At 66.0% G+C, this 13,176-nt stretch carries 10 protein-coding genes; 2 read left to right on the top strand and 8 right to left on the bottom strand.

Annotation, left to right across the window (positions count from 1 at the left end; genetic code table 11):
- Positions 1 to 93: 93 nt before the first annotated feature.
- On the bottom strand, positions 94 to 1,476 hold the full coding sequence (locus tag U1702_RS01380) for an amidase family protein (RefSeq protein WP_332721452.1): 1,383 nt from the start codon (positions 1,474 to 1,476) through the stop codon (positions 94 to 96).
- Positions 1,473 to 2,513, bottom strand: a complete 1,041-nt coding sequence (ocd, locus tag U1702_RS01375; RefSeq protein ID WP_332721451.1) for an ornithine cyclodeaminase — start codon at positions 2,511 to 2,513, stop codon at positions 1,473 to 1,475. The genes U1702_RS01380 and ocd overlap by 4 nt, the downstream gene beginning before the upstream one ends.
- Positions 2,514 to 2,657: 144 nt before the next feature.
- Between ocd and U1702_RS01370 the strand changes: the two genes are divergently transcribed.
- The gene (locus tag U1702_RS01370; protein ID WP_332721450.1) at positions 2,658 to 3,077 is read left to right on the top strand and encodes an Lrp/AsnC family transcriptional regulator; all 420 of its coding nucleotides are present in this window, start codon (positions 2,658 to 2,660) and stop codon (positions 3,075 to 3,077) included.
- Here the strand turns inward: U1702_RS01370 and U1702_RS01365 are convergent.
- From U1702_RS01365 to U1702_RS01350, 4 genes are all read right to left on the bottom strand, one after another.
- Complete coding sequence (locus U1702_RS01365; RefSeq protein WP_332721449.1) at positions 3,074 to 4,387, bottom strand: MFS transporter; 1,314 nt, start codon at positions 4,385 to 4,387, stop codon at positions 3,074 to 3,076. The genes U1702_RS01370 and U1702_RS01365 overlap by 4 nt on opposite strands.
- Positions 4,388 to 4,591: 204 nt before the next feature.
- Positions 4,592 to 5,326: an IclR family transcriptional regulator gene (locus tag U1702_RS01360; RefSeq protein WP_332721448.1), complete on the bottom strand. Its 735-nt coding sequence runs from the start codon at positions 5,324 to 5,326 to the stop codon at positions 4,592 to 4,594.
- A 63-nt stretch (positions 5,327 to 5,389) separates the two neighbouring features.
- Positions 5,390 to 6,154, bottom strand: a complete 765-nt coding sequence (locus tag U1702_RS01355) for an SDR family NAD(P)-dependent oxidoreductase (protein ID WP_332721447.1) — start codon at positions 6,152 to 6,154, stop codon at positions 5,390 to 5,392.
- Between the two features lie 9 nt (positions 6,155 to 6,163).
- The gene (locus U1702_RS01350) at positions 6,164 to 7,645 is read right to left on the bottom strand and encodes an aldehyde dehydrogenase (RefSeq protein WP_332721446.1); all 1,482 of its coding nucleotides are present in this window, start codon (positions 7,643 to 7,645) and stop codon (positions 6,164 to 6,166) included.
- An 88-nt stretch (positions 7,646 to 7,733) separates the two neighbouring features.
- Here U1702_RS01350 and U1702_RS01345 point away from each other — a divergent pair, with 88 nt between their 5' ends.
- Positions 7,734 to 8,924, top strand: coding sequence for a CaiB/BaiF CoA transferase family protein (locus U1702_RS01345; RefSeq protein WP_332721445.1), 1,191 nt, complete (start codon positions 7,734 to 7,736; stop codon positions 8,922 to 8,924).
- A gap of 94 nt (positions 8,925 to 9,018) precedes the next feature.
- Here the strand turns inward: U1702_RS01345 and U1702_RS01340 are convergent, their stop codons facing one another.
- Positions 9,019 to 9,963, bottom strand: coding sequence for an alpha/beta hydrolase (locus U1702_RS01340; protein ID WP_332721444.1), 945 nt, complete (start codon positions 9,961 to 9,963; stop codon positions 9,019 to 9,021).
- Complete coding sequence (locus tag U1702_RS01335) at positions 9,960 to 13,175, bottom strand: amidohydrolase family protein (protein WP_332721443.1); 3,216 nt, start codon at positions 13,173 to 13,175, stop codon at positions 9,960 to 9,962. The genes U1702_RS01340 and U1702_RS01335 overlap by 4 nt, the downstream gene beginning before the upstream one ends.
- Position 13,176: the final 1 nt, after the last annotated feature.

The following is a 13,176-nucleotide window of genomic DNA, read 5'->3' as shown; positions in this document are numbered from 1 at the left end:
CCCTCGCTATAACAGTCGCAAAGGCTAGGGCGCGCAGGTCGTGTGGCAAATCAATAATAGCGGGTACAGTTGGGACAAAACGGGTAAGAAATTTCAGTCCGGAAATGCCATTGGCGGCCAGCGATCTGCCCATGGGCTCGCTTCCTCCAGCTGCGTAGCCAACTCCAGCAGCAGTTCGTCGCCGCCTTGTGCAGCGGAGAACATCGCCCCCACCGGCAGTCCGCTAACACCCGCAGACAAGGGCAGCGAAATGCTGGGTGTACCCGTCATATTGTGGAGCGGCGTGTAGTTCACATAGCTGAACAGGGCGTCGAACAACGCGTCGGCATCCCGCGTCGGCGCGAGATGCCCCAGCAGCGGCGGCACGGTCGCGGTGACCGGCGACAGCACCACATCATAGCGCTCGTGAAACCCCGCCAGCGCGGTCGATGCCCGGTCCACCTGTGCCAGCGCTTCGGTCAGCATTTCCGGCGTCACCCGCGTCCGTCGCTCGCCCAGTCCCAACGTCCACGGCTCCAGAACCTCGGTCGCGCGGTCGCCATAATGATCGACCGTCTCGCCGCCCAGATAGTCCCATAAAGTCGTGAAACCGGTGCGCAGCGCAGCGCGGTCGATCGGCTGTACAACCTCTTCGACATGATGCCCGGCCGCCTCGCACAAAGCCGCCGCGCGCCGGATTACATCGGCGACCTCCGCCTCTGGCGCGGTACCATCCAAGCCTGTCAGGTCGAGCGCGATGCGCAGCCGCCCCGTCTTCACCGCCGTCCGCTTGTCCGCCGGACGCAGCGTCCGCGCCGCCCAGATCGTGTCGCGCATCGACCGCCCATACAGCCCGTCCGAACACAGGATATCGTCGATCAGATTATAGGCGCGCGCGCGGACGTTCCACCCACGGCTGGGCTTGAACCCGATGATGCCGCAGTTTGACGCCGGGATGCGGATCGATCCGCCCGCATCGCTGCCCGTGACGAACGGCACCAGTCCGGCGGACACCGCCGCGCCCGCCCCGCTGCTCGACCCGCCCGAGCTGCGCGCCACATCCCACGGGTTAGACGTCGGGCCATAGAGTAACGCCTCGCCGCTCGCGTTCAGCCCGAACTCCGGCATGGTCGACATGCCGACCGGCACCATGCCCGCGCGGTCCAGCGTCTGCACCAGCGGCCATCCGCGCGTCGCCACCTCGCCCCGCTTCACCCGCGATCCCGCCTCACATGGGAAATCCGGATATTCGAGCGACGCCTTCAGCAGATACGGCACTCCGGCCATCGGCGCGGCGCGGTCCACATACCTCACCGCCGCGCGCGCGTGATCGAACGCCCGCGCCGCAATCGAATTAAGTGGGCCGTCCAGCGCATCGATCCGAACGATTGCGGCTTCGACCAGCGCCTCTGGCGGCACGTCGCCAGCGCGCACCAGCGCCGCCTGGTCATGCCCGTCCAGCCGCGCGATCGCGTCGGCCTCCGCCCGCGTCATCATGCGGCCTGCGCCGTCGCGGCCACCGGTGGCGCGATCAGGCCGAACAGGTCGCGGGGGTCTTCGGGCGCGGTAATCAGATCGAGCTGCTGATGGATACCCGTTTCCAGCGACAAATCGCGCAACAGCCGCAGCCCTGCGAAATCCTCGACCGCGAACCCGACCGAATCGAACAAAGTGATCTCGTCACGGTGCGTGCGGCCCGGCGCTTCGCCCGCGATCACCTGCCACATTTCGGTGACGGGAAAGTCCGCCGGCATCTGCTGGATTTCGCCCTCGATCCGCGTCTGTTCGGTCAACTCCACGAACACCCTCGCCCGCGACAGGATATCGCGCTGCAACTCGGTCTTGCCCGGACAATCGCCGCCGACCGCGTTCAGATGCACGCCGCCGCCGACCATATTGTCCGACAGAATCGTCGCAGCGCGCTTGTCCGCCGTCACCGTGGTGATGATGTCCGCCCCCATCACCGCGCTGCCGATATCGTCGCACACGGTGACGCGGATACCGCGATCCGCCATGTTGCGCATGAACTTTGCCGTCGCCGCAGGATCGACGTCGTAAACCCTAAGCGCTTCGATCCCGATCACGGCGCGGAACGCCATCGCCTGAAACTCCGACTGCGCGCCCAGCCCGATGATCGCCATCGTCCGCGCATCGAGCCGTGCCAGATGCTTCGCCGCCAATGCCGACATCGCCGCCGTGCGCAGCGCGGTCAGGATCGTCATTTCCGACAGGAACACCGGGTATCCGGTGGCGACATCGGCCAGCATCCCGATCGCCACGACCGTCTGCAAACCCTGCTGATAATTGTACGGATGCCCGTTCACATATTTGAACGCATAGAGCACGTCGTCCTGGGTCGGCATCAGCTCGATCACGCCCTTCTCGCTGTGACTGGCAAGCCGCGGCGTGCGCTCGAACCGGTCCCAGCGGCGATAGTCCGCGTCCAGATAATCGACCATTCGGCGCAGCAACGGCTCGATCCCGACGTTGCCAATGATCCGGCGGATTTCCGACACTCCGACATACTGAACCATGCGCGCCTCCCAATTGCTGACGCGATGCTAGGGCTGGGCACAGTGCAATCGACAGGGGCAGGTTGCACGGATTTACCCGTGGATTCGAACAATTCACCCAGTTGGACCGCGCACATTGCAGCGTGATGCGTCTATCGTCCGGACATGCACGATCTCGACGCTCTGGACCGCCGACTCATCGCCGCACTGCGGGAGGATGCGCGCATGCCGATCACCCGCCTCGCCGCCGTGCTCCGCGTCTCGCGCACCACTGCACAGATGCGGCTCGACCGGTTGCTGGAAAGCGGCACCGTGCTGGGTTTCACGATCCGCGCGCCGCATGACCGCGATGCCTTGCGCGCAGTCATGATGATTGAGATCGAGGGGCGGTCGACCACCGCCGTCATCAAGCGGCTGCGCGGCTTTCCCGAAATCACCGGGCTGCACACCACCAATGGCGGATGGGATCTGGTGGCCGAAATCGTCACCGCCACCATCGCCGATTTCGACCGCACTTTGCGTGAGGTTCGTCAGGTCGAGGGCGTGCTGAACAGCGAGACGAGCCTGTTCCTTAGCAGCGTCTAGCTAGCCGCAGCTCGCCGCTGCGCCCATGGCAACAGGAACACCATTGTCGCCGCGACCAGCCCGCCAATGCCCATCGTCAGTGATACCGTCAGCAGACTGGTCCCGCTGGCGAACAAAGCCCCCGCGACCACCGGCCCAACGACCGATCCACCGCGCCCGATGCCGATCACAAAGCCGGTACCGCTGGCGCGCAGCGCCGCCGGATAGGTCTGCGCGAGGATAGGATAAAGCCCGACCACCCCAGCATTGATAAAGAAGCCAGCGATTGCAGCGGTCAACGACAGCCGCGTCAAATCCGGGCCCGCTATGCCAAATGCGATGATCGCTACGACGCCTGCCAGCATGGAACAGCCGACCAAAGGCTGAACCCTGAACCGCTGGCTGAGCAACCCGATCAGCACCGCGCCGCTGAGGTTCCCGACATTAGCCCATACCAGCACGCGGCCGGCCTGCGCCGCGTCAAAGCCCATGCCGGCGACGATCGTCGGCACCCATTTCTGGATGTAGTAGAAGAACAGAATTTGCGCGAAATAGGCGATTGTCAGCAGGATCGTGACCCAGCGGAAATTGCGAGCGAAAAGCGACAGGATCGATGGCTTCACCGAGTCCCCCGGTGGCGGCAGTGCCGCGACCGGGGCTTGCCCGATCCGCCCCAGCGTGCGGTTCACCGTCTCCAGTGCACGCGAAGGACGACGCGCGATCAGCGATTCGATCGATTCAGGCAGGAAGAAGATCGCCAGCGGGATCATTGCCGCACTCGCCACCCCGCCCAGCATGAACACCGATCGCCAATCTCCGGTCGAAGCGAGCAGCGCCGCCGCGACCAGCCCGCCCAGAATCACACCGGTCGAATAACCGGCGATGTTCAGCGCGACGTTCAGCCCACGCCGTTTGTCGTTGGAGAATTCGGCGACCATCGCGCTGGTCGAGGACAGCATCCCGCCAATGCCGATGCCGGTGATGAAGCGGATCGCCGACAGCATCTCGACCCCGCTGGCCATCGTCGCCGCGAACATCCCCGCCGCCATCACGCACAGGCAGCCCAGGATCGTCGGCCGCCTACCGATGCGGTCGGCGACATTGCCGATTAGTACCGACCCCGCCGCCATGCCGATCAACTCCATCGACAGCACGATGCCCAACGTTGCCTTGTCCACCCCCCACTCCGCCGCGATGCCGGGTGCCGCAAAGCTGATCGCGAGCACGTCGAACCCGTCGAGGGCGTTGAGCGCGATACACAGCGCCACGACGACGATTTGCATCCGGTGCATCGGCGCAGCAGCAAGCGCCACGCGAGGGTCATTGGTCATGTCAGGCCTCTCCTGAGCGCGTCTGATGGCGCCTTGTCTTTTGATTATTGGACTTGAATCCTCCCCCGCCAGGGGGAGGTGGCAGGCCTCGCGCAGACGAGGGCTGACGGAGGGGGAGGACGGCGCTGTCATCCGAATGATCGGGCCGGCAGCCGCCCTCCCCCTCCGTCGCCTCCGGCGCCACCTCCCCCTGGCGGGGGAGGATCAGATCGAACCCAACCCCTTCAAATACTCGCACACCACCGCCGCCATTTCCGGCCGTCGCGTCAAACACCGCGACACCGGCCCCACCACCACCACCGACAGCCGCCGGTCGCCGCCGGGCAACGGCATCGCCACCCCGGCCAGATCGGGCGTGTACTCGGTATTGCTCTGGTGCCAGCCCATCGCCGCCGCTTCCGCCAGCCGGGCCTCCACGGCCTCCGGACTGTCCGGCGTATTCCCCGAATAGGCCGTGAACTCGATCTTGCGGTACAACCGCTCGCGCTCGTCCAGCGGCATTTGCGCCAGCAACGCGCGGCCCGCCGACGTCGCCTGAATCGGCACGCGATCGCCCACCTTGGCGAAGTACCGCACCGGCTGGCGCGACTCCGCCACGTCCACAAACGTCGCGTAAATCCCGGCTGGTGCCGCGATCGACACTGTCTCGCCGGTTGCTTCCATCAGGTCGCGCGCCAGCGTTTGAAATTGCTCGGGCAACGGCTCCGCCCGCGTCACCGCCTCTGCCAGCAACAGCCAGCGCGGCCCGGGATAGTATCCGCCCCGCGCCCGCGGCTCGTACAGATACCCGCGCGCCGCCAGCGTGCCGACCAGCTTGAACGTGGAGGACCGCGGCCACCCCAGATCGTCGGCAATCTCCGCCGCCGTCGCCGGCCGCAACCGCCGCGCGAAATACTCCAGGATTTCCAGAACATTGTCGGCTTGGCGGACGGTCATCATGGCTCCCATATGGCCGAAGCGAGACGCCCGGAAAAGCGTTCTGGCTGTCCGGGCGCATCACGATCAACGCGCCGTAAAGCCGCCATCGACCGGCAGCGCAACGCCGGTGACGAAGCTGGCCTCGTCGCTTGCCAGCCATAATGCCGCATCGGCAATCTCGCCCGCCTGCACCAGCCGCCCCATCGGCACATTGGCGATCAGCTTCGCCTCGTTCGCCGCCGCCTCCGCCGGATCGCCGCTGCGCCCGGTAAAGCCGATCTTCATTGGCGTATCGGCCAGCCCCGGACACACCACATTGACGCGGATTTTGTCGCCCGCCAGCGCCAGCGCGAGGCTCTTGGTCAGCCCCACCACGCCCCATTTCGCGGCGGAGTAGATCGGGCTCATCATCGACCCGACCAGCCCGGACACGGACGAGGTGAAGATGATCGAGCCCCCGCCGCGCTTGCGCATATGCTGTGCCACCTGCCCCGCGCCCAAGGCTGCCGAGGTGATGTTGAGGTCGATCGCCTTGCGATAGGCGTCCATGTCCAGATTCTCGACCGATGCCGGTCCCGGCATCCCCGCGTGCGCCCAAAGGATATCCGCACCGCCCAGCCACGCGACCGCCTGCTCGATACTGTCCTTCGCCCCCTCGGGCGTCAGCAGGTCGGCGGTGATGCCGGTGACCTTGTCCGCCCCGAAGTCCGCAACCAGCGTGTCCAGCGCCGCACGGCTGATGTCGATCGCCGCGACCTTCGCGCCCTCGCGCACGAACCGTTCCACGCCCGCGCGGCCCATGCCCGACGCGGCGGCGGTGACGATGGCGAGCTTGCCCTCTAAACGCATGTTGATCCCTTACGAAGCAAATGGATCGGGGAACTTCCCCGAAGTGGAAATGATCGTGGTCTTGCTCTCCAGGAACGGATCGAGCCCCTCGATCCCGTTCTCGCGGCCCCAGCCGCTCTGCTTCACGCCGCCATAGGGGGTGGACCAGCGGATGTAGCGATAGGTGTTGACCCACACCATGCCCGCCTCGATCCGCGCCGCCACGCGATGCGCGCGCCCGGTGTCGGATGACCACAGACCGGCGGCCAGACCGTAAGGGGTGGAGTTGGCAATGCTGATCGCCTCTTCCTCACCGTCGAACGGAATGATCGCCGCAACCGGTCCGAAAATCTCCTCCTGCGCGATCCGCATGTTGGCCGACACGCCCGCAAACACGGTCGGTTCGACGAAGTAACCGCCCGCAAAGCCGTCGCGCTCGATGCGGTTGCCGCCGGTCACCAGCACGGCACCCTCGGCCTGCCCGATGCCGACATAGGACAGGGTCTTCTCAAGCTGCTGCGCGTGTGCCTGTGGTCCCATATGCGTCGCGGGATCGAGCGGCATCCCGACGCGAACCCGCCCGGCGCGCTCGCGGAACGCCTCGACCACCCGGTCGTAAATCGGCCGCTCGACCAGCACGCGGCTGCCCAGCGCACAGCTTTGCCCGCACAACGCCCAGGCCGAACCCGTCGCCGCGTTCAGCGCATTTTCGACATCGGCATCGGCAAAGATGATGTGCGGCGCCTTGCCGCCCAGCTCGAACGTACAGCGCGTCAGCGTGTCCGCCCCCGCCTTCACGATCGTCTTGGCGGTCGAACCCTCACCGGTGAAGCTGATCTTGGCGACGTCGGGATGCTCCACCAGCCGCGCGCCCGCGACCGTGCCATCGCCCGGCACCACATTGACCACGCCCGGCGGAAAGCCAGCCTCCTGAAACAGTTTCGCCAGCGCCAGCGACGATGCCGGCGTCGATTCCGCCGGTTTCAGCACCACGGTGCAGCCTGCCGCCAGCGCCGGACCCAGCTTCCACGCTGCCGCCATCATCGGCACGTTCCACGGCGTGATCGCGCCCACCACGCCCACCGGGTGCCGCGTCGTAAAGGCATGGACGCTGTCGTCCATCGGGATCGTCCGCCCGCCCAATTTGTCGGCCAGCGACGCAAACCAGTGATAATAGTTCGAATGCAGCCCGATATCGCCGCGCGACTCCCGCACCGCCCGGCCATTGTCGCGCGTCTCGATTTCGGCCAGCGTATCCACTTGCGTCGCATAAAGATCGGCGAATTTGCGCAGCAGCGCCGCCCGCTCCCATGGCGGCATCTTGCGCCACGGCCCCTCGAACGCAGCCGTCGCCGCCGCCACAGCGCGGTCGATATCCTGCGCACCGCCATAGGCCACGTCGCCCCACGCCTCACCGGTCGAGGGGTCGATGCTGGGCCGCACGCCCCCGTCGATTGGCGTCACCCATTCGCCACCGATGAAAAGCTTGTCGAAGGCAAAACCGTCCAGCATCCCGACTCCAATTGATTTCTATTTCTGGACATATTTGTCTCTGTATGGAAATAGAAAGTCAAGAAGCGTGTTGGGGAGAGGATGGGTAATGCTGCCGTTGCTCAAGGGCATTCGCGTGATCGAGGTCGGCGCGGTGGTGCTCGGTCCCTATGCCGGACAAATCCTCGCTGACCTGGGTGCCGAGGTCATCAAGGTCGAACCGCTGGAAGGCGACATCGCCCGCGACGCGCACCCGCGCGGTGAAGGCGGCGGCGCGCTGTTCGTGAACAACAACCGGAACAAGCGCATGCTCGCGCTCAACCTGAAATCCCCTGATGGCCGCGCCGCGCTGGCATCGCTGATCGGGACTGCCGATGTCCTCTTCCACAACATGCGCATCGACGCCGCCGACCGCCTCGGCCTCGGCTTCGACGCCGTCGCCGCGATCAACCCGGGCATCGTCCATTGCGCCGCGATTGGCTTCGGCCAGCGTGGGCAATATCGCGACCGTCCGGCGTTCGACGATATCATTCAGGCCGCCAGCGGCATCGCGGGCCTCGCCACCGCCAGCGGCGGCGATCCGCGCTTCGTCCCCACCATCGTTGCCGACAAGGTCGCCGCCCTGCACGCGGTCTATGGCATCCTTGCTGCACTCGTCGCCCGCGCCAACGGCCGGGAGGGCGCGATCAAGGTCGAGGTACCGATGTTCGAGGCGATGACCGCGTTCCTGCTCAACGAACATCTCGCTGCCGCCAGCTTCGATACGGGCGGCGCACTCGGTTACCCACGCCTACTCTCGCCCAACCGCCGCCCATTCCAGACGGCGGACGGCTGGATCGCGGTGCTGCCCTATACCGACCGCCAATGGCGCGCGTTTCTGACCGAGGTCGGGCGCGAGGATGTCATCGCGCAGGGCTGGTTCGCCGATCCGCGCGAGCGCGCGACGCATATCGACGAGCTTTACGCGCTGGTGGCGGAATCTCTCCCCGCCCGCACGACCGCCGCGTGGATTGCAGCGCTGGAGGCACGCGACGTGCCGTGCTCGAAGGTCAGCGGGCTGGAGGATTTGCTCACCGACCCGCATCTGGCGGAGATCGGCTTCTTCGACGTGCCGGAGGGGTATCCCGCGGGGGTCGCGCGAACATTGCCGCAACCGGTACTGTTCGAGGGGATCGCGGCGTCGCCCGACACTGCGCCGCGTTCGCTCGGCGCGGACAGCCGTGCGGTGTTGCGTGATTGCGGCCTCAGCGAGGAGCAGATCGAAAAGCTCATTGAGGCGGGAGTGGTCAAACAGGTCTGATCCCGCCGTTACCCCAGCCTTGGGCCGGGGTCCCGCTTCTTCAACCGCTTGAGGTAGCGGGACCCCGGCTCAAGGCCGGGGCGACGGGGTACAGTCAGGATAAATTTTCGCGCAAAAACCCCGCCCCGTCGGCAATCGCCGCCCGCGCCACCGCCGCCACCGACATTGCCTCCAGAAAGCTGTGCGTCGCCCCGGCGTAGACCTTCGCCTCGGTCTCCACCCCGGCCGCCCGCAACCGCGCTGCCATTGCGTGCGACTGTTCGGTCAACAGGTCGCATTCGGGAATTACCAGCATCACCGGCGGCATTCCTGCCATCTCCGCCAGCAACGGGCACGCGAGCGGATCGCTGGACTCACGCGCCACATCGCTCAGATAATTGTCGAAATAAGTCAGCGCCTCCGCCCGATCGAGGTTTGAGGTCGGCCCGCCATATGTCGCCTCCGCTTCGTCCGAGCTCTCGGTCGAGAAATAGCCATAATTGGACAGGATCGCGCGAACCAGGCCATCCTCGCCCCGATCACGCAACTTCAGCGCCGTCGCAAACGACAAATTGGCCCCGGCCGAATCCCCGCCCATCGCCAGCCGTGACCCGTCGACGCCCAGCTCGCCGCCGGAATCGCGCAACCACAGCATCAACGCCTCGATCCGGTCGAGCGCGACCGGATATTTATGCTCGGGCGACAGCGGATAATCGACGCCGACCACCGCAAACCCGCCCGCCGCCGCATATTCGCGCATCAGCCGGTCATGCGTGTCGATCGAAAACAGCGTGAACCCGCCGCCATGCAGATAGACCAGAGCGGGCGCCGGTTCGCTCACCCCCTCCGGCAAATAGACGCGCACGCGCAATTGCCCCGCCCCCGGATCGAACACCCGTTCCAGCGTGCGCGCCATTTCCGGCCCACCCTCGGTCCAGCGCGACCGCACCGCCTCGCACACCGCGCGCTGGCCGGGAATATCCAGTGACCCCAATGGTGGATGCACCGCCCAGCGCTTGCTCATCTCGTCCAGAAAATACCGGATCTCGGGATCGATCACTTGCTTGGCTCCACCGGCAACCACTGCGTTTCCTTCTCGCCCCGGGCGAACCACGGCGCGGGCAACTTGCGCTGCGTCGGCCACAGTTCATCCAGCGTATCTGCGTCGAACAATTGCCCCCCGCGCATCACCAGCTTGACCGACAACGTGTTGCGGATATCGACCAGCGGATCGGCGTCGAACACCACCAGATCGGCATATTTGCCAACCTCCAGCGTGCCCATGTCGCCCAGCCGCCCGATGACTTCCGCCGCACCCGCCGTCGCGGCATGCAGCACCGCCGCCGGGGTCATGCCCCCCAGCACATGCGCCTCCATCTCGTAATGATAGCCGATGCCGGGATCGTCGCCATGCGCGCCCATGCCGACCAGTGCGCCAGCCTCGGCCAGCCGCGCGGTGTCCTTTGCCAGTGCAGGTGCGCGTGAGGCCGTGAGCGAAGACCATTCACGCTGGCCCAGCTTTGCCGCGATCGTTGCGGGCGGCCAGAAGCGGCGCACCTTGGGATCAAGCGCCGGATCATATTTACCGACGAAATAATGCTTCGCCGCCGGACTGCTGGTGTTGACCAACAGCGTTGCGACATAGCTGGTGCGGGTCAGCGCGAACAGCTTGATGACGTCTTCCTGCAACGGCGCGATCGGCAGCGCGTGCTCATTGCCCGCATAGCCGTCCAGCAACTGCGTCAGGATCAGTTTCGGGTTGTGGCTGCCTTCGGTGGTCGCAATCAGCCCCTGCTCGCGCGCCTCCATCGCAATCCATTGCCGCACGGTGCGACTTTCCGCGCGATACTGCTTGATGTTGGTCAGCTCCCACGCCTCGCGGTAACGGCGCAGTACAGCGCGGACCTGTTCGCGCGAGGTAAAGCGTTCGCGCGCAAAAATGCCCGGCCCGGTCGATCGCAATCGCGGCGCGATCATCAGCCCGGCGTCGATCATGTCCTGATAGGCGATCTGGTCGATCGTCAGCGTCGAGGGGTCGAATGACGTGGTTACGCCATAGGCCAGCCGCGCGCGCATGCTGGTATCCTCATAGCCCACGACATAACGCCGGATCGAACCGATATGATCGTGGTCGTCGATGAAGCCGGGCGCGACGGTCTTGCCGCCCAGCTCGCGCTCCGGCGTTCCCGCTGGAACCGCAAAGCTGCCACGCGGCCCGATCGCGGCAATGCGGTCCTCGGTCACCAGGATGTCGGCGTCGGCGATGACCTTGTCACCGCGCGTCATCGTCAGCGCCCGCGCGCCGCGCAGCAGGATACTGCCCGTCGGCCGCGCTCGCGGCAGTTCGGCGATCAGTTCGACATGCGTTGTCGGTACGGGTGCAGCGGCATCGGGCAGGACTTGCAGGAAATTTCCGACCGACCAGATCAGGCTGCCATCGGCACGCCAGTCATAGTAATTCGCGCCGATATCGGTGACCTGCCGTCCCGGATTGTCCGCCGCCGCCAGATCGACCGACACCTTCGGATCGGCCGGTACCGGCAACAGATACAGCTGTTCGCGTGCCTGCGCCGCCAGCCATTTGCCGTCGGGGCTGATGCGGATGTCGTCCATCACGGCGGGCGCTTCGGTGAAATAGTAATTCTGCGTCTGGACCTTCGCCACCGGGCGGCTAGCGCCGGTGGTGAGGTTGATTGCGACCAGCCCCTCGTCACTCAGCAGATGGACTTCGCCCGGTGATGCGGTGGTGAAATGCGGACGCCGCCCCAGGTTGCCCTTCGCCACCACGCGTGCGGACCCGCCCACCACCGGCATCGCCATCAGTTCAGCCGGGCGGAGCGGTGAGACGATATAGCCGCTCAACTGCCGCGCTGCCGCTGCCGAGCGCACCGTCAATACCGTCCGCCCGTCGGGCGTGAACACCGGCCAGGTATAAAAGGCCGACATCGTGCTCAGCTTGACCGGCGCGCTCTGGCCGTCCGCCGCAACGCTCCACAGCGCCCCACCCTCTCGCTCGCTCCAGCTGACATAGGCGATGCGCGTGCCGTCGGGGCTCCAGCTCGGCTGCGACGCGGGATCGCCACTGACCGGCAGTCGCAACGACGCCCCGCCCGCCACCGGCTGCACATAAATGCTGCCCAGCGCGGCATAGGCCACCCGCGTCCCGTCCGGCGACGCGCTGATCCCCATCGGCAGTTTCGCGCGCACCGGTCCGGTCGGCTCGCGCACTGCGATGCGGTTCGATGCGCCGACCTCCAGATCCAGCTTTGCGGTGAATGGAATGCGCGTCGTCGCCGACCCGTCCAGCGGACGTCGCTCGATCTTGCCATTCAGCGCGATCAGGATCGCGTTTCCATCGGGCGTAAAGGTGTAACGCGGGATCAGGTCCATCCAAGCGGCCCCGTTCATCAGGTCGAGCGGTGCCGCACCCAGATCGCGGTCGACCCCGGTGGTCAGGTCGCGCACCCGCAACCGCGTCTCTGCCAGCCGCCGGGTGGCATAGGCCAGCAGCCTGCCGTCGGGCGAGATCGCCGGGCGGAAGAACGTCTCGTTTACCGCCTCGCGTGAACCGGAACTGGTGATGACCGGCTGTTCCTCGCCCGTCGTCAGATCGCGCCGCAGGATCGTCCACGCCACCGGCTCGTCGAATGACAGGTCGCCCACGCGGCGCGCGTAATAGAGATATTTGCCATCGCGTGAGGGTGAGACGCCGAGCGTGCTCTCCCAGCTTCCGCGCGGCACTTTCGCATCCTTCCGTATCGGCACGACCAGCTCGCCCGGCCCGCCATCCACCGGATGCTTCCACAATTCATACCGGTCCAGCCGGATGCGCACCCGGCTGACATAGATATGTTTTCCGTCCGCGCTCCATTCGGGCGAGGTGCGCACCGCGCCTTCGTCCTCGGACGTGATCCGCCGCGCTTCGCTACCGTCCGCGCGCGCAATCCATACATTGTCGCCGCCCGACCGGTCGCTGACATAGGCAATCCATTTGCCATCGGGGGAGAAGGTCGGCTGCACCTCGAACGCGATGCCCTGTGCGATCGGCTTGGCGCGGCCACCCTTCGCCGGCATCGCGTAGAGCTCGCCCAGCATGTCGAACAGGATCGTCTTGCCGTCCGGCGACACCGCCAGCGACATGAAGCTGCCGCTCGACACCTCATAGCTCAGCGTGCGCCGCTCCTTCAGCGGCAGATCGTCCTTCGCCAGCGCGGGCACGGCTAGCGCCAGCGTCGAAACAAGACCCAGAGCGACTCCCACACCACGCTTCATG

The sequence above is a fragment of the Sphingomonas sp. LT1P40 genome, assembly GCF_036663835.1.
In the GTDB taxonomy this organism is placed as follows: domain Bacteria; phylum Pseudomonadota; class Alphaproteobacteria; order Sphingomonadales; family Sphingomonadaceae; genus Sphingomonas.
Note: the sequence above shows the minus strand (reverse complement) of the source record. Positions and strands in the feature narration are given on the sequence as shown.